General features: G+C 36.2%; 23 protein-coding genes, 1 pseudogene and 1 CRISPR repeat array. Of the genes and pseudogenes, 3 read left to right on the plus strand and 21 right to left on the minus strand.

Translation table 11 applies throughout. The annotated features are described in order from the left end of the window. Positions 1–170: 170 nt before the first annotated feature. The 14 genes and pseudogenes from JOC31_RS05210 to JOC31_RS05265 form a co-directional block, all read right to left on the minus strand. Positions 171–563: a type II toxin-antitoxin system PemK/MazF family toxin gene (locus JOC31_RS05210; RefSeq protein ID WP_205017109.1), complete on the minus strand. Its 393-nt coding sequence runs from the start codon at positions 561–563 to the stop codon at positions 171–173. Then, positions 553–1,068, minus strand: coding sequence for a Panacea domain-containing protein (locus JOC31_RS05215; RefSeq protein WP_205017110.1), 516 nt, complete (start codon positions 1,066–1,068; stop codon positions 553–555). The genes JOC31_RS05210 and JOC31_RS05215 overlap by 11 nt, the downstream gene beginning before the upstream one ends. A 461-nt stretch (positions 1,069–1,529) precedes the next feature. Then, entirely contained in the window at positions 1,530–1,877 is a 348-nt protein-coding gene (locus JOC31_RS05220; protein ID WP_205017111.1) for a hypothetical protein, read from the minus strand. A 210-nt stretch (positions 1,878–2,087) separates the two neighbouring features. Beyond that, on the minus strand, positions 2,088–2,270 hold the full coding sequence (locus tag JOC31_RS09885; protein WP_239551661.1) for a hypothetical protein: 183 nt from the start codon (positions 2,268–2,270) through the stop codon (positions 2,088–2,090). Then, positions 2,245–2,628 (minus strand): replication protein, encoded by a 384-nt coding sequence (locus tag JOC31_RS05230; protein WP_205017112.1) that lies wholly within the window; start codon positions 2,626–2,628, stop codon positions 2,245–2,247. Before JOC31_RS05230 ends, JOC31_RS09885 begins: the two co-directional genes overlap by 26 nt. A 39-nt stretch (positions 2,629–2,667) precedes the next feature. After that, positions 2,668–2,961: a hypothetical protein gene (locus JOC31_RS09890; RefSeq protein ID WP_239551663.1), complete on the minus strand. Its 294-nt coding sequence runs from the start codon at positions 2,959–2,961 to the stop codon at positions 2,668–2,670. A 60-nt stretch (positions 2,962–3,021) separates the two neighbouring features. Beyond that, positions 3,022–3,273 carry a hypothetical protein gene (locus tag JOC31_RS09895; protein WP_239551665.1) on the minus strand — a complete coding sequence of 84 codons (252 nt, stop codon included), beginning with the start codon at positions 3,271–3,273 and terminating at the stop codon, positions 3,022–3,024. An 88-nt stretch (positions 3,274–3,361) separates the two neighbouring features. Then, positions 3,362–3,535 (minus strand): hypothetical protein, encoded by a 174-nt coding sequence (locus tag JOC31_RS05240; RefSeq protein WP_205017113.1) that lies wholly within the window; start codon positions 3,533–3,535, stop codon positions 3,362–3,364. Positions 3,536–3,792: 257 nt separating this feature from the next. Then, positions 3,793–4,428: pseudogene (locus JOC31_RS05245) on the minus strand (ATP-binding protein); the annotation flags it as partial. A 31-nt stretch (positions 4,429–4,459) separates the two neighbouring features. Beyond that, complete coding sequence (locus tag JOC31_RS09935) at positions 4,460–4,591, minus strand: hypothetical protein (protein ID WP_275586107.1); 132 nt, start codon at positions 4,589–4,591, stop codon at positions 4,460–4,462. Positions 4,592–4,602: 11 nt separating this feature from the next. Then, a complete protein-coding gene (locus tag JOC31_RS05250; protein WP_205017114.1) occupies positions 4,603–5,391 on the minus strand; it encodes a DnaD domain-containing protein in 789 nt (262 codons plus the stop codon). Between the two features lie 13 nt (positions 5,392–5,404). Next, complete coding sequence (locus tag JOC31_RS05255) at positions 5,405–5,575, minus strand: BOW99_gp33 family protein (RefSeq protein WP_205017115.1); 171 nt, start codon at positions 5,573–5,575, stop codon at positions 5,405–5,407. 657 nt (positions 5,576–6,232) lie between these two features. Continuing rightward, the gene (locus JOC31_RS05260; RefSeq protein WP_205017116.1) at positions 6,233–6,481 is read right to left on the minus strand and encodes a hypothetical protein; all 249 of its coding nucleotides are present in this window, start codon (positions 6,479–6,481) and stop codon (positions 6,233–6,235) included. A 184-nt stretch (positions 6,482–6,665) separates the two neighbouring features. Next, on the minus strand, positions 6,666–6,854 hold the full coding sequence (locus JOC31_RS05265; protein WP_205017117.1) for a helix-turn-helix domain-containing protein: 189 nt from the start codon (positions 6,852–6,854) through the stop codon (positions 6,666–6,668). Positions 6,855–7,038: 184 nt separating this feature from the next. Between JOC31_RS05265 and JOC31_RS05270 the strand changes: the two genes are divergently transcribed. Both JOC31_RS05270 and JOC31_RS05275 read left to right on the plus strand, forming a co-directional pair. Then, positions 7,039–7,536, plus strand: a complete 498-nt coding sequence (locus tag JOC31_RS05270; RefSeq protein WP_205017118.1) for a helix-turn-helix domain-containing protein — start codon at positions 7,039–7,041, stop codon at positions 7,534–7,536. A 72-nt stretch (positions 7,537–7,608) separates the two neighbouring features. Then, the gene (locus tag JOC31_RS05275) at positions 7,609–8,772 is read left to right on the plus strand and encodes a tyrosine-type recombinase/integrase (protein ID WP_205017119.1); all 1,164 of its coding nucleotides are present in this window, start codon (positions 7,609–7,611) and stop codon (positions 8,770–8,772) included. Positions 8,773–8,929: 157 nt separating this feature from the next. Here the strand turns inward: JOC31_RS05275 and eno are convergent, their stop codons facing one another. After that, a complete protein-coding gene (eno, locus tag JOC31_RS05280) occupies positions 8,930–10,237 on the minus strand; it encodes a surface-displayed alpha-enolase (RefSeq protein WP_205017120.1) in 1,308 nt (435 codons plus the stop codon). Positions 10,238–10,380: 143 nt separating this feature from the next. Here eno and JOC31_RS05285 point away from each other — a divergent pair, with 143 nt between their 5' ends. Then, complete coding sequence (locus JOC31_RS05285) at positions 10,381–10,836, plus strand: DUF1694 domain-containing protein (RefSeq protein ID WP_205017121.1); 456 nt, start codon at positions 10,381–10,383, stop codon at positions 10,834–10,836. Between the two features lie 149 nt (positions 10,837–10,985). Here the strand turns inward: JOC31_RS05285 and JOC31_RS05290 are convergent, their stop codons facing one another. From JOC31_RS05290 to cas9, 6 genes are all read right to left on the minus strand, one after another. Further along, positions 10,986–12,095: a glycerate kinase family protein gene (locus JOC31_RS05290; RefSeq protein WP_205017150.1), complete on the minus strand. Its 1,110-nt coding sequence runs from the start codon at positions 12,093–12,095 to the stop codon at positions 10,986–10,988. 64 nt (positions 12,096–12,159) lie between these two features. Beyond that, positions 12,160–12,354 (minus strand): hypothetical protein, encoded by a 195-nt coding sequence (locus JOC31_RS05295; RefSeq protein ID WP_205017122.1) that lies wholly within the window; start codon positions 12,352–12,354, stop codon positions 12,160–12,162. A 66-nt stretch (positions 12,355–12,420) separates the two neighbouring features. Then, a CRISPR array of direct repeats spans positions 12,421–14,040; the repeat unit is 36 nt; unit sequence GTTTTGGAACCATTCGAAACAGCACAGCTCTAAAAC. A 98-nt stretch (positions 14,041–14,138) separates the two neighbouring features. Then, positions 14,139–14,807 (minus strand): type II-A CRISPR-associated protein Csn2, encoded by a 669-nt coding sequence (gene csn2 / locus JOC31_RS05300; RefSeq protein ID WP_205017123.1) that lies wholly within the window; start codon positions 14,805–14,807, stop codon positions 14,139–14,141. Continuing rightward, positions 14,794–15,135, minus strand: a complete 342-nt coding sequence (cas2, locus tag JOC31_RS05305; RefSeq protein WP_205017124.1) for a CRISPR-associated endonuclease Cas2 — start codon at positions 15,133–15,135, stop codon at positions 14,794–14,796. The genes csn2 and cas2 overlap by 14 nt, the downstream gene beginning before the upstream one ends. Beyond that, complete coding sequence (gene cas1, locus JOC31_RS05310) at positions 15,132–16,001, minus strand: type II CRISPR-associated endonuclease Cas1 (protein ID WP_205017125.1); 870 nt, start codon at positions 15,999–16,001, stop codon at positions 15,132–15,134. The genes cas2 and cas1 overlap by 4 nt, the downstream gene beginning before the upstream one ends. A 1-nt stretch (position 16,002) precedes the next feature. Beyond that, positions 16,003–20,112: a type II CRISPR RNA-guided endonuclease Cas9 gene (gene cas9 / locus JOC31_RS05315; protein ID WP_205017126.1), complete on the minus strand. Its 4,110-nt coding sequence runs from the start codon at positions 20,110–20,112 to the stop codon at positions 16,003–16,005. Positions 20,113–20,191: the final 79 nt, after the last annotated feature.

Here is a 20,191-nt window from a genome sequence, read left to right on the forward strand (position 1 = left end):
ACCTGTTTTTCTAAGCTCGTATATTGTTAATTTATCTTCATACGTTAATTTCATCAAAAAACACCCCATTCGTTAGATTTTGTGTCTAACTTTTGAGGTGCAGTTCAAACAAGGTGCTTTTTTAAACAAGATATTTCTATAACAAAACTGTTAACTACGAAAATTAATTTTTATTCCACATCAGAAATATACTCTTTAGCGAGACTAATAATGTGTTTCCATAAATCAGGATAGCTGTCTTTCAAATTGGAAATTACCGAGACTGCTAAATCCTTTTGATTAATGGTCATAAACTTACCACAACGAATATAGCATACATCTTTAGTCAAATTCAAAAGTGGATACATCGCTTTTGTAACTTCAACATCAAACTTTTGATTGATATTATTTTTAAAGCTAACTGACGAAATTGGTAAAACGGTAAAATCACTGAATCCTGATTCATTTTCAGCTTTTAAAATAAGGACTGGCCGAGATTTAAACTTTATCGAACTAGTCTTATTATCATAATAGGGCATCCGCGAAGCCTTTATAGTACCAACAAGAGAAGAATTATCCCGCAAGATAAACCTCCTCGTTAAAGTCATCGAATTCATCTAAATACATATCATATTGATGGTCATAAACTCGGACTTTTTCCGCATCTTTTTTGATATCTTCTTTAGAAATGATTTTATTTCCGACTTCGCTATCATTTAAACCATTACGGCTGTTTTTCCATGATAATTCTTCGTGCGATAAATTTCTAAGATACCATGCATCATATTGACCATATTTATTAATAACACTCTCGATAATGTATTTATCTGTTTCACTCAGTGCTGAACTATCGCCATTGTAAGGAATATAGTCTTGTTCAAAAAAATAGCGCAACTCTACAAGAACTGGTCCATGTACCCAGCCCTCGAAATCGCTAGGAAAAAGAGATTTACCAGTTAAAGCAAAACTCTCACGTTGTGCGAAATACATCAACTTCTGTAATTTTAATTCTTGCGTTTCAAATCTTGAGTTAGAAATTTGTTCATAAGCATAAATCAAATATTTTGCGACATCAATTGTCTTGCTCATATCTTCTACCTCCCTAATCATACACATAAAAACACAAGTAGCTCATCTGTCACCTGTGCTCACTGCAATTTTACAATTCTGTATAACAATTATGTTATACAGACAACTTAAATATAGCTTATTTGATAACTTTTGTCAATATTTTAGCAAAAACTTTTATATTATATCTGTAAAATGTTCTTATGTCAATAGAAAAAAATCAACCTCTAAAATCGCCTTCAGTCAACTTATCTGCAATTAAAATATCGACTAGAAACAAATATATCTCTTTAATTTCACATAAAAATTTATTTCATACTAAATAAAAAGCACCTAGTTTCCTAGATGCTAGCACAATAGCCCGGATTCGAACCGGAATTTCCTCCATCAAGGCGTAATCCCTATATACTACTCCTTGTGCTTGAAAATATTATAACACACAATCCAGCTAGATACCTACTATATTATGATATCCCGCCATGTTAGGCATAGGTTTCAAACCACTTATTCAACTTGTAATAAGCTGTTGATTGACTAACAAACATTATTTGCTGACAAGCTCCAATGACATTCATGTAATTATATACATAAACCACTTTTACTGCCTCTAAAATGTCATTCTCACTTGTTTGTACTCTAATATCTGTTATCTGCTTAATAGTAGCGTACTTTTGATAGGATAGCATGTCTTGATTTTTAGCAGCATCAAACATTTTACGCTCAAGTACACTATACTTGGGATTTTCCTTGTCTCGCATGAAATACCACTTGAGCCATAAAATCTTTTCTCGGTGTAGCACGCTGATACGCTCAATTTTCTTCTTGGTCATCTGTACCTCCTATCACTAATTTAACAACTCAATCCATTCAGCTTTTGAGATCGTATTATATGGCTGCTCTTTACTATGGTATAGAGGTTCTACTCCCTTATTTACTCGAATGTAGTCTATGTTATCCTCGTGAGTTGGAAAATAGATTATATCTGAAAAATCCTCACTGATACTACGATTAACATCATCATCAATAATAATCGGTATATCCTAATCACTCCACTTTTTGAGATTTTCCAAAAGCTCTGCATCATTGAAAAGTTCTCCATCAACTTGGAAAAATTCGCCAAGCTCATTATTGCCCTCAATGATGATAAACTCCGATATTTCTTGTTCAAGAAGTCGTTGTTTGAGTTCCCGTAGTTCCTTAATTTCTTTCAGATATTTCTTCAATTTCAAGCCTCATTTCTTCTATCTGTCTAACCACCCCAAAAAGCTCATGGGTCTTGTAAGACTGTTCAAGGATCGCCTTTGCTGCTTGAGTTCTTACAAATGGGTTTACTTTGCCATCCATCATAATATCATTGACATTGGATGATGCTAGGTAAAGCATTTGAGTTGTTTTATCCATTATCTCATCTTGCTTTATCCGTAATGTCTTTTTAACTGCTGCTATTTTCAGATACTTATGACCAGTTGCTCTCGATATCCTTGCTCTTTCGCACGCCTTTTCTATCGTTGGCTCGACAAGCATGGCATCTATGAATTTAATTTGTCTGGCTGTAAGGCTAGTATTTTCAATTTCTGCCATCTGTTACCTCCAAATGAAATAAAAAGGGTGCCATCCCCTCTATTTGTTCAAATACGCATCTAAACGACGATCAATCTCTGGGGCATCAGAATTTACTACCATTTCAGTAGTGACAGCTTGGATTTTATCACCGTTGATAAGTAAGCTGTAATGATAATAAGATAGCTGTTGCTTAAAGAATTGCACTAGACTTTCTAGCTCACGTTCTGCATTGAATAAATCAAGATCAATAGCAATCTCTGGATATTGGTCAGCAATAGTCCAAAGTTTCTTAATGGCAAGCGGTTTGTTTTTGTATTTTTCAAAATAAGTCAATAACTCATCTTTTGTCATCTTCATACTAGCTAACAAGGTCAATTCTGCTACGTCATCAGCAGTTACACTTTGCTCTTTTTATTTCAACGCCTCAAGCTCCACCTCTTGCTGCTTTTCAATATCAGTATGGATTCTGTTATAAGTTGTACTAGAGTAAGTGTCACCCTCTTGTTTATAGGCTACCAGTTGGTCTTTAGCGTATTTCTCACCAATCATACCAGCCTGTAACTGCTTATTTAGTTCATCTTGTTTGGTAATATAACCAGTCATATACTCATGCTTTTTCTTTCCAAAAGCCTTGATGTCATTCTTGATTGTTGTAAGTGTCATGTTATCCTCCTTATGACAATAAAAAGAGGTATGACAAAAGAGTGTTAAACTCGATTATCATACCTCTGGTTTTTCCAGTCAGTATATTTTAGTGATTTTTACTTGTTGATACTTTTTCATTGACTACCTGCCCATTTTGGATATTTAGTACAATCTTTCCATACTCTGGCATATCAACATAGGTTATTATACCATTTTTTGCAAATAAAACAAAGTCTTTGCTAGGCGGTGTGACAACAATATCATTATTCTTTTCAGTCATGGTTTTCTCCTTTATTTGATTTTATTATAATCTGAATATACCTAGTCTGTTTATTTTACTAGGTATATTTGGGATCATATACTAAAATACTACCCTTTTTATGTACCCTACGGCTGTTTTTCAAATTGGTAAGATTGCCACGCTTGATTTATTTGGTCGTGGAAAGCATGGCAACTACTTCTAAATTGGGGCGATTTCTCACCCCATGAAAAGTGTCTATTTTTGTTTAAGTTTGTAAGTTTGCTCGTTATATTGAACTATTGTACTTTACTTTTTAGCTGATTGATTGAGTATCGCTTATCTTTGATACTAAATACCTTGAAATAGTTACCGTCTAGCCCTGTACGAACACGACTTGCAACACGTTCACTATAAAGGTTTGCTATATCACTATTACTTAAATTGGTGGTAATGATAGTATTGTTTCGATGACTAAGCACATCAAAAATGAACTCCTCCTCCCACGCCGACTTAGATTGACCCGATGAATTGCCCAATTTGACCCCTAAATCATCTAAAATCAAATAATCTACCTCTTTTAGCATCCGCGAATAATACCCCTCTTTGCTAGCAAACTTAAAACTCTCTCGGATCTCTCTTAGTATCTCGGTAAGGTTAATAAATAATACACTCTTAGGCTCTCCCTTGGCTCTATACGCCTCATTTAACTCTTTAGCAAGAGAGACAGCTAGATGAGTTTTTCCAACGCCTGTAGCGCCTGTTAACAAAGTATTCCCCTTCATACCATCAAGATATTTTTGAGCTTGCATTTTTACAAATTTCAACATTTGCTTTTCCTCTGTTGTCTCCACGATGAAATTATCAAAGGATGCGGCTTTTAAATCTTCTGGAATTGTACTATCCCGCATGAGTACATTATAAGTTTTTGTGTAAACTGTTGATTTTGCACTCTGTTCTATCAACTCATTTTCCTTTTGTTTTATATTCGGTTGTCCCACTTAATGGGTGTGTTATCAACCAAAGATTGATTTTATGTTTTTCACATATCTTATCGCTGATTTTTCTGTTGCCAAATTGTTCAAATTTGTTATCCATTAACTTACCTCCTAAAATAGATTTTCTTCCGACCAATTCTCCTCCCACTCCTCACGAGTAAGGGAAGATTGTGTTGAATTTTGTTTCTTAGCATCACGCGCTATCTTGCTATTTCTAACAAGTTCAACTGTCACTAAATTATCTGATTTCCATCTGTTAAGAATTGCTCTAATATACGCAAAATTAGCCTTACCTTGGCTAACTGCCTCTTTTAATGCCTCAAATATAAGTTCTGGACTAAAATCCTCCAGCATATACTGCAATTCTTGTATTTGTAATGGTGATAAGGCTTTACCAATTTCAGCCTCAAAAGATTTATAGAGATTTACAAAGTCTTGATTGAGGGGAGGGGGAGTAGGTGATTGATTTTGTTCTTTATCTACTTCTACTGCTCTCCCCTCACCTATACTATCCTTACCTCTCCTATCCTCTCCTATGCACCCATTTGGTATATCAATGGGTGCCGACTGGTTGTCGTTTGGTTGTACATCTGACAACCATTGATATTTACCACCTTCTACTAGTGCTATTTGCTGCATTTCTTTGGTAAATCTAGTATCTTTTTTTCTGTCTTTCCTAATCGAATTATGTTCTGCCCAATCTGTTATGACCACTACACCTGTATTAAAAAGTAATACATATTTTCCTTCAATTAAAAGTTTCATGTCCTCTTTAGTTGCACCAGTTAATCTCATAACAGTTTTAGGATTTCCCACAAAACCATCATCATCCGCCTCTAAAATTAGAAAAAAATATAAAACTTTGGTCGTGGGAGGTAAGTCAATAAAGTCATCAGTCATAACAACCTCCTTGCTAATCATTCTCCTTGTTGCCATTTTCTCGCATCTCCTCCATTCTACGCTCATTCACTTTTCTAAAAAGTTGATATACTGGGTTATCATCTGGTATAACATAACCTTCAATGCTATCTCTTTTTGTACCGTCTGCCATTGTATGAGTTACGGTGTAATGTTCTTTAACCATCTATTTTTACCTCCAAATTGTCCTGTTACTTGATGTTATCACGCACTTTATCAATTCATCATGCGCGTGCTTATCAACTTTATCGCTGATGAATACAACATCTAAGCTAGGGGAATAATAAACTTTACCTCTCCACGCATCTCCATCAATAATAAATACTTTCAAAATAGACCTCCTAGCGTATTGTAAGAAAGTTGATCACATCAGAAACCTTAAAATACAGTTTCTTGCTACTTTCAAAAGGGGATTGATACGAAACTAAGCCAATATCCATCCAGTTTTTCAAAGTTGTTCCGGAAATATCCAGCTCATCCTTAAGTTCCTTAGCTGTAATTAGACCGGTTTTCTTTTGTAACTTCTTCTCTAGTTCTAACTTTTGCTACGCCAGCCTATCAACCCTATCTAATAAGCCCTGTTCAAATTCAACAGAAAATGTCGCCATACTTACCTCCTAGTTAAATCTCTTACCCGAAAGCCATAGGTACGCCCCATAGCGCACTTTTACGTGATCTATGGTATTTTCCTCAATCTTGTCAGTTTTTGGGGTAATATCAAGCTCTATATAGCTCTCATAACGCCATAGTAGGACTAGAATAACCAAACATACGAGAATAAAGATAATACTTTGTGTTGGTGTTAGATTTAATTCATTCATTATTAAACCTCCTCATATAACTTGTCATGTATTTCTTGTAAATTGTTTGATAAGCATCGATCAAGATCATATGCCGCATTTAATGCTTTTAAAGCTGATAAATTCCGAATAGCACTATCCTCAATACTAATAATCGCATCAAATGCAATACATTGTAAATCTAACACTCTCTTTACAACATCTGCCATATCCGCTAAATCAGCAAACTTCTTTTTATTTTCTAGTCCTTGTTTTGATTGCACTCTTTCCATTTTTGATTTTCTCCTTTGTTTTTGGTACAATTAGAGTAATAATATTTGATAAGGGGAGGATTGTTTTTCTCGCCCTTGCTAAATACCTAACAAAACCACGCGCCTTGCCTTTGCTGGAGTTTTGTTATTCTTCCTTAGCCGTGTACTTTGGTTTGGTCGCCTGTACATGGCTTTTTGTTTTGAGCTAAATATCTTCTACTAGCCAAGTCATCACGCTTTCATAGATACGTTTAGGTGCATCATAGTTACCATTCTCAACTTTGGTTAATGTTTGTGGTTGAATACCTAACTGCTCCGATACAACTTTTTTAGTCAGCTGTAGTCTAGCACGTTTAATACGTACCTTTTCAGCAAGAGATACTGTAATAAGCATTTTTTCACCTCCTTTTATAACAGTAAAAAGCAATATTTCGAAATATTTTTACGGCTTTCTACGGCTTTTATAATTACACATTAACGGTTTTTAACGGCTTTGTCAAGCAATAAAAAACATTTTTTGCTTTTCTTGTGGCATAAAAAGCCGTTATCATGTTATAATACTACCTAGGAGGGCTTTCATGAGTGAACTTACAGTAAAAAATGAAACACGAATTAAACAGTTAAGAATTGAACAAAATCATTCTCAAGCAGAGGTTGCAAAAGCCATCGGGGTAAACCTCCGAACATACCAAAGATGGGAAAGTGGAGATGCGAATATAAGACAAAGAAACGCAAACGAGCTAGCTAAATATTTCAAAGTACCACTAGGATACCTACTAGGCTATGATGTAGATTTTTTGAAAAATGATAAAATAGCCGACTTAGATTGGGTATATGATTTTTTTAGTGATTCCCTTTCTGAAAAGCAAATCGAAAAATTAAGATCAAAAATTTCAGATACAGAGTTTTTGAAACATAATGACTATATTCACTCTCTCAATCCAGAAAACGACTTTTTAAGCTTTCTAAACTCCGCCAGAGGTGATTACTTCAATCTAAATCTAAAATTTACACTTTTAGATGATGATGAAAAGGATATTTTTCTTACACTACTTGAAAAGTTAACCAATCAATAATTACCATTTCATGTATAAATACCTAACAAAACCACGCGCCTTGCCTGCTGATGGAAAGAAAGGTACAAATACATGGATATCAAAGATAAAATCAAAAAGAACGGTCAAAAAGTTTACTATGCTAGTGTCTATCTAGGCGTTGACCAACTAACGGGCAAAAAAGCCCGTACAACTGTTACAGCCACCACTAAAAAGGGGGTTAAAGCAAAAGCGCGTGATGCTATCAATGCTTTTGCAGCTAATGGATACACAGTTAAAGACAAGCCGACAATTACAACATACAAAGAGCTTGCAAAAGTTTGGTGGGATAGTTATAAGAATACAGTTAAACCTAATACTCGCCAATCAATGGAGGGATTAGTTAGAGTGCATTTATTACCTGTATTTGGCGATTACAAACTATCTAAACTCACTACGCCTATTATCCAACAACAAGTAAACAAATGGGCTGATAAGGCTAATACAGGACAGAAAGGAGCGTTTGCTAACTACTCCTTACTGCATAACATGAATAAACGTATTTTGAAATACGGTGTTTCTCTACAAGTGATAACATATAACCCAGCTAATGATGTTATTGTGCCACGTAAGCAGCAAAAAGAAAAAGCTAGTGTCAAATACCTAGACAACAAAGAGTTAAAACAGTTTCTAGATTATCTCGATACTCTAGATCAATCAAATTATGAAAATCTGTTCGATATTGTCCTATATAAGACTTTGCTAGCTACTGGTTGCCGTATTGGTGAGGCTCTAGCTCTTGAATGGTCTGATGTTGACCTAGACAATGGTATTATCAGCATCAATAAGACCCTTAATCGATACCAAGAAATAAACTCACCTAAATCAAGCGCTGGTTATCGTGATATACCAATAGACAACGCTACGTTACTTATGATCAAGCAATACAAAAACCGTCAACAAGTGCAATCATGGCAACTAGGCAGGTCTGAAACAGTTGTATTTTCTGTATTTACAGAAAAGTATGCTTATGCTTGTAACTTGAGAAAACGCCTAAATAAGCATTTTAAGACCGCTAGAGTAACTAATGTATCATTTCATGGTTTCCGCCATACACATACAACAATGATGCTTTACGCTCAAGCTAGCCCTAAAGATGTACAATACAGACTAGGTCACTCTAATTTGATGATGACTGAAAATGTTTATTGGCACACTAACCAAGAAAATGCAAAAAAAGCTGTCTCAAATTATGAAACAGCCATCAATAGTTTATAAGGGTTGCCCCATATTAGGGCACCCTCTTACTATACCAAAACACCTTAATTTCAATCTTGGGGTAGTTAAAGGGGTAGTAAAATCAAAAAGCACCCTAGGACGACACCCTAGAATGCTTATAAATCAGGGCTTTACAGCCCCTAACCTCGTAAAGAGATTATTTTTTAAGGTTGTAGAATGATTTGATTCCTTTGTATTGAGCAACTTCACCAAGTTGATCTTCGATACGAAGCAATTGGTTGTATTTAGCAATACGGTCTGTACGTGACAATGAACCAGTTTTGATTTGACCAGCGTTAGTTGCAACTGCGATGTCAGCGATTGTTGAATCTTCAGTTTCACCTGAACGGTGTGATACAACTGCAGTGTAACCAGCTTCTTTAGCCATTTCGATAGCTTCAAAAGTTTCAGTCAAAGTACCGATTTGGTTAACTTTGATAAGGATTGAGTTTGCAGCATTTTCTTGGATACCGCGTGCAAGGTAGTCAGTGTTTGTAACGAAGAAGTCGTCACCAACCAATTGAACACGTCCACCAAGACGTTCAGTAAGAGCTTTCCAACCGTCCCAGTCGTTTTCATCCATACCATCTTCGATAGTGATGATTGGGTATTTGTTAACCAATTCTTCAAGGTAGTCGATTTGTTCTGCAGATGTACGAACAGCAGCGCCTTCACCTTCAAATTTAGTGTAGTCGTAAACTTTACGTTCTTTGTCGTAGAATTCTGATGAAGCACAGTCGAAACCGATCATGATTCCGTTTTCGCCAGCTTCGTAACCAGCAGCTTCGATAGCTTTAAGGATAGTTTCTACACCATCTTCAGTTCCTTCAAATTTAGGAGCGAATCCACCTTCGTCACCAACGGCAGTTTCAAGACCACGTTCTTTAAGGATTTTCTTAAGAGCGTGGAATACTTCAGCACCCCAACGAAGTGCTTCTTTGAATGTTGGTGCACCAACTGGCATGATCATGAACTCTTGGAATGCGATTGGAGCATCTGAGTGAGATCCACCGTTGATGATGTTCATCATAGGAGTTGGAAGAACTTTAGTGTTGAATCCACCAAGGTATGAGTAAAGTGGTACTTCAAGGTAGTCAGCAGCCGCACGTGCAACAGCGATAGAAACACCAAGAATTGCGTTAGCACCAAGTTTACCTTTGTTTGGAGTACCGTCAAGAGCGATCATAGCACGGTCGATAGCTTGTTGGTCACGAACATCGAAACCGATGATTGCTTCAGCAATGATGTTGTTAACGTTATCAACAGCTTTTTGAGTACCAAGACCGCCGTAACGAGATTTGTCACCGTCACGAAGTTCTACTGCTTCGTGTTCACCAGTAGAAGCTCCTGAAGGAACCATACCACGTCCGAATGCACCTGATTCAGTGTAAACTTCTACTTCAAGTGTTGGGTTACCGCGTGAGTCAAGGACTTCGCGAGCGTAAACATCAGTAATAATTGACATTATAAATACTCTCCTTATGAGTTTTAATTTTTTACATGTTAATAATACCACAAAGTCATATTTGACGCAAATTAAAACCGTATTTTTTTCAAAAAAGCGAAAATAGGATATAATATTTATCATCAATACACTGGAGGTGTCTCATGTTAGACCTGAATCAACGTTTGATGGAAAGCGCTAATGGAGGTCGCAAAATCAATCCTGATGAACTACGCTCGTTTCTCGGAACTTACGCAGAGCGTGTTCTCTTAACCATATCTGCCCAGGATGCTCGTTTAGATAGCGTCAAAGGGCATTTTCAAGATATTTTAAACGACTTAACCGAAAACTACTCCCCTGTAAAGGTTAAACTTTCTCCAGCTCTCTCAGATAATCTACAGATGACTTATCTCAAATTGACTAAAGAGATTGGCTTAACTTGTACTATCGTTGACGAAATGGCAGCTCATCCCAGCTTTGGTATTATGATTTTTACCGACCATGCTGTCAATATCCAAGATACTGATATTCGTGAGCATTATTCCGATATATTTCAACCCCAAAACCAAGAAAGCAAAACTGAGAAAAAAGGATTTTGGGCACAATTATTTGGAAGATAAATAGAGGCTAGGACTTTGTCCTAGCCTCTTAATTTTTTCAGTTAGATACACAAGATAGAGCGATTAGAACAGACTGTTTCAAGTCAGAAACGAAACATTAGGATTGGCTAAAAATATCTTCCAGATATTTTTACTAATCTGCTCTCGTTTTATTCTTTCAAACAAAGAAGATTGGCTATATTTTCTGCGGTACGTCTCAGATTGACTGCTGCATCTGCTAGAGTCTCCTCCAATGGTTGAACCTTTGATATGATAGGAAATGCTGCACTGATACCAGCAGTCGGAAAAGAAGGTAAATCTTCTGATAAACTGCCACAGATCGCTATGACAGGTACTTGTTCTGGGGTTCTTCGAGCAACTCCTACAGGGGCTTTGCCTGAGAGCGACTGCGCATCTAGACGCCCTTCGCCTACAATGACTAAATCTGCCTTTTTCACCCTGTCGTCAAACTGTATGGTATCGAGAACAAAATCAATTCCTGACACGATCTGACCAGATGCAAAAGTCACTAACCCTGCAGCCATTCCTCCTCCAGCTCCGGCTCCAGATAAGTGAAGAGCCGAAGGGTTGACCTGACTATAAAAGTGACTCATCGCCCTATCAACACGGTCAAAGTCTGCTTCAGCCAACCCTTTTTGGCGACCAAAAGTTACTGTCGCCCCTTTTGGTCCACATAAGGGATTGGTCACATCCGTCACGACCGTTACCTTTAAGCCTGATAAGGATTTTACATCTTGACTTGAAAATGTGGCAACCTTCCCTAGATTCTCCCCGATGGCCTCTAACTCATGACCTGACTGGTCAAAAAAGCGATAGCCTAAAGCCTTTGCCATACCTATCCCACCGTCATTAGTTGATGAGCCTCCGACACCAATAATCAGGTCTCTAATACCTTTATCATAGAGAATTGTCATCATCTCTCCAATCCCTTGTGTCGAAAGGGTCAAAGGATTTCGTTTATTAAGAGGTACTTTTTCTAGACCGCATACCTCGGCCATCTCAAAAACAGCTTGCTGCCCTTTACTCGCGTAACGAGCTCTGCCATTTTCCGAAAAAGCATGGGGCAAGACAACCTCAGCGTCAGTTAAATCAAGGTTATGCGCCAAGGCTTCTAGCGTCCCTTCGCCACCATCTCCGATAGGAGCCAAATCAAAGGTAGCTCCTGGAAGCTTGGCCTGAAAACCCTCTTTCAGGGCTAGAGCCACTTCTTGTGCAGATAGGCTTTCTTTAAAAGAATCTGGAGCTATGAGAATGTGCATCATATCACCTCTTTCATTTGACTAAAGCATATGGAAATAGGCTGGAAACTCGTCCAACCTAAGCTTATTTTGATTTTTCTTGCAACCAACGATGATAGCTTTCCAATAGATTGACTGCCATTTGACTAGCCAGCTCTAACGTAAAGGCATCTGTCCCCTCAACAGTCGTTTGGGAAATCTCTAGCTTACTCTCATCGTAGATCGCTTTTAAACTTTCTTTTGATAGTGTTTTTTTGAAGGCATCAAATTCTCTAGACATAAGCTTACCTCGTTTCATTCCTTTTCACTATTATTATAGCAAATTTTATTTGAAAACGGTTTAAAAAAGGTGGAACCATTCGAAACAGCACAGCTCTAAAACGAAAAGCCTACGAACTTAAAAAAAGCGGATGTTTTGGAACCATTCGAAACAGCACAGCTCTAAAACTGAGTAATCACGTCCACGAAACCACCATTGGTTTTGGAACCATTCGAAACAGCACAGCTCTAAAACTTTCTGACTTGATTTCTTCTCTCAAACGTTGTTTTGGAACCATTCGAAACAGCACAGCTCTAAAACATGATTTCGGAAACGGAGCGCTATCGAGTCGTTTTGGAACCATTCGAAACAGCACAGCTCTAAAACTAGACCTTAGCATCACCATAGACCTCAGCAGTTTTGGAACCATTCGAAACAGCACAGCTCTAAAACAATTTAAAGTCAAATTATTAATATTAGTTGGTTTTGGAACCATTCGAAACAGCACAGCTCTAAAACAAAAGTCCGCAACAACTCTCCCAATATTTTGTTTTGGAACCATTCGAAACAGCACAGCTCTAAAACATGTTTTTCAAAACCGCCCCAGAAGTTAGAGTTTTGGAACCATTCGAAACAGCACAGCTCTAAAACAAGCTTTGACGCTTAAAGTTGTCGAGTATCGTTTTGGAACCATTCGAAACAGCACAGCTCTAAAACTTGACGGTATTAACTGGCAGATTAATCACAGTTTTGGAACCATTCGAAACAGCACAGCTCTAAAACTACGTTGGCGTTCTTGATGAGTTTGCAGCAGTTTTGGAACCATTCGAAACAGCACAGCTCTAAAACTCACTCACACGGTCGGTGACATTCAGAAAGGTTTTGGAACCATTCGAAACAGCACAGCTCTAAAACAGAAGGTGCGGTTTATTCCGATGGGGAAATGTTTTGGAACCATTCGAAACAGCACAGCTCTAAAACTGAGTAATCACGTCCACGAAACCACCATTGGTTTTGGAACCATTCGAAACAGCACAGCTCTAAAACTTTCTGACTTGATTTCTTCTCTCAAACGTTGTTTTGGAACCATTCGAAACAGCACAGCTCTAAAACGAAGGGTTCGTAAGCATCGAGAGGTGGTAAGTTTTGGAACCATTCGAAACAGCACAGCTCTAAAACAGCCGTTTTCAACCTAACGCAACAAACGCTGTTTTGGAACCATTCGAAACAGCACAGCTCTAAAACTGGTATGACGATAGAAAAGATTTTAACACCGTTTTGGAACCATTCGAAACAGCACAGCTCTAAAACCTCAAATGTAAGTTGTAAAACAGGACACAGGTTTTGGAACCATTCGAAACAGCACAGCTCTAAAACACACCAACCCCAAAAGACCAGTTGCACGTTGTTTTGGAACCATTCGAAACAGCACAGCTCTAAAACGTCAAAGCATAGCATTGTCCATCTCCGTACGTTTTGGAACCATTCGAAACAGCACAGCTCTAAAACCCGTTTCCGTCAGTAGCATAATTTTGGTTGGTTTTGGAACCATTCGAAACAGCACAGCTCTAAAACTCAATTAGCGAAGCAAAATACACTCACTCAGTTTTGGAACCATTCGAAACAGCACAGCTCTAAAACTAAACTTCTTTTAATTTATCATTAGTTATTGTTTTGGAACCATTCGAAACAGCACAGCTCTAAAACCTCGTCAAGAATTTTTCTTTTGAGATTTCGTAATCGCGCTATTTGTCTCAGCAGGACTTCAGTTTCTATGATTCCTTATTATTACTGTACTTTTACCACTATTTTACCATATTTTCACTCATCAAGAAATAGTCTTTGTCTAAAATATATTGAGGTAAGTCATACAATCTTCTTGGTTCAAGAAAAAGTACTTTTTTCTGAATGAGATTGATGTATTCACAAAGTTTTTCGACTTCATCTCTGGTTAAATAAGCTCCGCTATTTACAAAAACCAAAAGATTTTTCTTAGTTAAATAATGATAAACTTGTAATATTTCAAAGCATTTTTCAAAAATTGTGTCGCTCTGTGTCTCAATTTTAACACCTAGCGCTTTGATTAATTCTAAAATTGTAATCTCATCATACTCAAGATCAAGTTCATTCTCCAAACACTCAAAGACGATCAAGTCAGTGATAGTTGATGCTAATTTTTCAACCATTGATTTCACTTCTGGTTTTTCATTAAATTGACTTTCGAGATCTGCGTGAATCAATTTTAGAATTGGTGCTGAATTGACATCATATCCAAAAATATCAGTAACTAACATCAATTCAGTCCCTTTTAAACACTTCTGTTTCTCATCAAATACCTGTAAGGATTCGTCGATATCATAATTATAAAAATGCTTCACCAAAGAGGAATAGACTGTCACATCTTCTACTGCTAAAATCGTAGCAGTATCTAATACTAACGGTTCATCTAAGATGGGAAAATTAATCTTGGTCATAAGACTCTCCTAAGAAAACCAAGCGACTGTCAGAATTAGCAACACTTGTGTTACGCTCTCCATGTAGATAGACCATTCTAGCAAATTGCTTTTCCGTCACAGTCAAAAGAGTAATATTTCCTTTTTTCGGATTATTTGCTCTTAGCCTGCCAACCATAGCAGTACTTGCCGTATTATTTAGCAAGAGTTTACTATAAACGGAAAACTGATGCATAATAAATCCCTCGCTCAGAAGAAATTTTCTAAACTGACGATATGCCTTCCGTTCTTCTGATGTTTCAGTAGGCATATCAAACATTAAAATCATTCGCATATACCGATAACTCATATCCTAAACTCCGGAATCCCATTACCATCACTATTAAGCGCCTTAATAACTTTTTTTGTATAATCACTAATGATATTTGATAGATACATCTCTTTACCATTGTAGTTGTATGTTTCTGAAAAGATAGTGAAAAGTTCTCTTTTCATTTTGATAAAATCACTCTGTCTATTTTCATAAATAATACGATCAATAATTGGACGAAAAGGTTCCATGATATCACTTGCCAAGTTGAACTGATTGAATTGATTGGCATGTTTCAAACCAAATTGTGTCATACAACCACACTTGACGACTTCACGCGCAAACATACTCAAAATCAATGAGTAGCCATAATCTAGACCAGCATTTATTGGATTGTCTTGCTCTCTCGAAAAATTATTTCCAAAAAGTGTATTAAAATAAATCCGTGCTGCATGCCCTTCACGATTTGAGGGATCAAAAGTTTCCAACTCATGATACAGATTCATGATAGACTGTGATTTTTCAAAAAAGGAACACTCTCCTAGATAGAAAGATTGGTTTAAAATCTTTTGGGAGATTATGGTTGTCCAAACCTCTGCTTTTATATCCTCAATCCAAGAAATCTGTCTCGATAATTGTAAACTTGAATCATGTCTAGCATAGTAAGGCATCAACATCGCTGTCGGTAGGCGCTTATCATCACAGAAAATCACCAGAATATTTTCATCAACTAAACGTTTGATCAACATAGTTGATAAAACAATATCTGTCGTCTCCATAATTAACACATCAATCTCTGATAAGTGAATCATCTCCGTCTGATAGGAATCTTTAAAAATTAAGTGATTATTTTTATAAGAAAGCTTCGAATGTGTATTCACAATAACAGTCCGCCAACCCGCCATATTACTCTCCTAATTTACTCAAATCAATACGTGTTTCGTAAAGTCCTGTAATAGATTGGTGGATTAGAGTTGCATCAAGTATCTCTCTAGTCGACGTATAACGCTTCCTATCAATTGATTTATCAAAAAATCTAAATGCTGCCGGTGCCCCTAAACTAGTAAATGTAAACAAAGTAATAATATTTTGGGCTAATTCATCCACTTTCAAACAGTCCTTATTATCTTGATAAAGACCGTTAATTTGTTTTAATTTTGCATCTGCCAAGATAACACGATTTGAAAAATCATTGATTAATTGAAGGATATCATCAAAATAAGATATATGTTGGTCAACATAATTCCTCTTCTGCTCAATTTCCTCAGCTTTACCTTTCAAATTATAATAATGACTAGCAAGATATAAAAACTTCACAAACTGAGTTGGTATCGCTAATTCATTTCCTTTTTGTAGCTCACCAGCACTAGCCAACAATCGACGGCGACCACTTTCTAATTCAAATAAGCTATACTTAGGTAAAATAATCAATTTTTCATCTCTAACATTGAAATATCCTTTTGATTCAAGGAAAGCAGATGGATTTCTTTCAAATCTTTCTCTCTCCATAATAGTTATACCTATAATATCCTTAGTTGTCTTAAGTTTTTGTGTTTTCCCTTTTTTGATATCTGCTACAAATAAAACAGAATAAGCACCTACGGGACTATCAAAACCACCATATTTCTTAGTATCTAAAAAGACATCTTTTGTTTTTCTCGGAATCAACTTATCAGAATTACCGTGTGCCAAAATAGATTCCTTAGAGAATCCACCTGTCTGAATCTCTGTTTTCTTCACAATATTGACCTGAGGGTACGATAGCACTTTTCTCACTATCGCAAAGTGTCTTTCCTTATCCCAGACAATTTCTCCAGTTTCTTTATTGACTTCAATGATATCTCTTTTAACTTCGGTTCCATCTGCTAAAGTCACTTTTGTTTTAAAGAAATTCATGATATTTGAATAGAAAAATAGTTTTTCTGTTGCAGATTTACGAGTTTTGTAACTATTATATTTAGGATAGTCACCATAAACAAATTCAGGCTCTAGTTGTGGGTATTTGGTTAGAATGGCTTTCGCTACTACTGCATTGAGGTAAGCATCATGTGCGTGGTGGTAATCATTGACTTCACGAATCTTGTAAAATCCAAACTCTTTACGGAAAGTTGATACTAAATTTGATTTTAAGGTTATGATTTTGACCTTGCGAACAGGTTTATTATTTTCATCAACTTCATTATTAAACCGCTCATCTAGAAGACGTGCCACATGTTTTGTAATCTGACGCGTTTCAACCAACTGGCGTTGAATGAATCTTGCCTTATCATCAGGAGTTAATCCCCCACGTTCTGCTTTCGTCAAATTATCATACTTGCGTTGACTAATTAGCTTAGCATTCTGTAAGTGCTTCCAGAATACTTTTTGAGATTTGACAATATCAATACTTGGAACATCGTCAGATTTTCCTCTGTTTTTTGCAGAAGAAACCAATACCTTATTATCAATAGAATCATCTTTAATAAATGCTTGAGGGATGATGTGGTCTATGTCATATTGACTTAAATTATCAATATCTAGAGCTTCCCCAGTGTACATATCTCTACCATTTTGTAGGTAATAAAGATAAAGTCTTTCATTTTGTAAGGCTTGATTGTCTGTTGGATAGTCCTTTAAAATATTGCTATTTAAGTCGCTAGCTAAATTTTTAATCCCATCTTCAAGAAGTTTGTAACGTTGTTGAGAGTTACGACGTCCTTTAGCTGTTGTTTGGTTTTCACGCGCCATCTCAACCACAATTTGTTCTGGATTATATCCCATCACCTTAATAAGCTCATCAACAATCTTCAAACTTTGTAAAATTCCCTTTTTAATAGCAGGGCTACCAGCAAGGTCACTCACAGCTTCTTTCAAATAACCTGAGTGATTACCCACCTGTGCTTTACTGATGATAGACTTAAACAATAGACCATTATCATTGATTAGTTGCATAAAATTACGATTTGCTGTTCCATCATCAATAAGATACTCCAATATTGTCTTGCCACTTTGCTTATCACGAATACCATTAATCAACTTAACAGATAATCTCCCCCAGCCTGTATAGTGACGGCGATAGAGTTTCTTTAGCTGAGCCTCTGAAAAAAGAGGACGATACTTCTCTAGACGCTTCTTAATCATTTCTCTATCTTCAAACAATGTTAGCGTCTGAACAATATCTTCTAAAATAGTCTCATTATCTGGATTATCAAGGAATTCCTTATCTAGTATTTTTTTGAGGTCATGATAAGTACTCAACGAAGCATTGAAAGATTTATTTTCCTTATCCAGTCCAGTAATATCGACGATTCTAAATTCATCAAATTCCCTAGATAGGTAATCTAGCAATTTTTCTTTTGTAACCTTACGATGTTCTCTGAATACTCCGTCAAAAATTTCTTGTTTTAAATTAGCATCAAAGTAATCACTTTTACCTTGTTCTGTTATATATCTTACTTTTGTTAATTCATTATAAACCGTAAATTTTTCATAAATAAGACTATGTTTTGGCAACACCTTCTCTTCAGGGAGGTAGAGATCGTTGTTGGTCATACGATAAATAAACGCCTCTGCAGAAGATTCTTTATCGACCAACTCATCAAAATTCCAAGGACGAATGGCTTCATCAGATTTACGATGTATCCATGCAAAATCACTATTTCCTCGTGCCAACGGTCCAACATAGTATGGGATTCTAAAAGTAAAGATTTGCTCAATCTTAGTTTGATTTTCTTTCAAGAACGGATAATATTCAGATTGACGTCGAATAATAGCTCTTAACTCAGTCAAATGAACTTGGTGTGGAATAGATCCATTATCAAAAGTACGTTGTTTTCTCAAAAAGTTCTCGCTCTTAATCTTGTTGAGAAAATACTCACTCCCTTCTTGCTTAGCCAACAATTTCGATAAATAGTTATAAAACTCCTCTTGGCTTGTCTTACCATCGATATAGCCAGCATAACCAGCTTTAGTTTCATCTGAGAAAACCTCTTGATACTTTTCTGGCAAAACTTTTTTGACAAATTGTTTTAGTCTCTCTAAATCAGATCTATGATCATCGTATCTTCCAACCATTGAAGCAGACAAAGGCGCCTTAGTACTGGAATCTGTAACAGTTAAAATCCCAGCTAAAAGAATACTGTCATATAATTGTTTAGCAACAGAAAATAAATCTGAAAACTCATCTCCAATCTGTCCAAGAAGTGTTTCTAAATCCTCATCATAAGTATCTATTCCAAATTGTAACGGAGCTTTTTCATCCAAATTAAAGTGCTTTCTAAAATCCGCTTTATTTCCAACAATCAATTTTAAAAATTCTGCAAAAATTCCAGTTGATTTTTCTAAAGGGTATTTTGCTAGAATCTGCTCTCTTTTCGCAGACTTGCTAATCTTATCTGTTAAAATTTCTTCAACATCAACATTTTGAGATAGTAAGTCACTATTTTCAAATCTTGTGTCAAAAAGCTCTAGAAAATTTTGATATTGTTTTTTTATATCTGTATTTCTAACATCAAAACGATCATCTTCAATCAGAAAGTGTCCTCGATACTTGATTATGTGAGCTAAAGTCAGGTAAACAAGACGAAGATCTGCTTTTTCGTTCTTATCAGCTAATTCTTTTCTCAAATGATAGATTGTAGGGAATTTTTCATGATAATCCTTCTCTTCCTGAAGAGTCGCAAAAATAGGATACTTGCTTCCTCTTTTTTCGTCTTCCACAAGAAAAGAATCTTCTAAACGATGAAAGAAAGCAGAATCTACTTTGTTGATTTCTTGAGAAAAAATCTCTTGTAAATAGAGAAGTCGATTACGACGGCGAGTGTAGCGACGGCGAGCAGTACGCTTCAGTCTTCTATCTGCAGCAGTATTTCCTCCATCAAAAAGTAGAGCTCCAATGAGATTTTTCTTGATATATTTTCTATCGGTATCTCCCAAAACTTTCATTTTCTTGGTAGGTACCTTGTAATCATCTGTAATGATACTCCAACCTACAGAATTAGTTCCAATATCAAGTCCTATTGAGTAAGGTTTCTTCATCATATATCTCCTTTTGTATTAACCATTATAAAACCATCACTTTTAAAAGTTTACTGCTTTTTATATTTCACTTGATTAT

The sequence above is a fragment of the Streptococcus saliviloxodontae genome (assembly GCF_016908655.1).
Taxonomy (GTDB): Bacteria; Bacillota; Bacilli; order Lactobacillales; family Streptococcaceae; genus Streptococcus; species Streptococcus saliviloxodontae.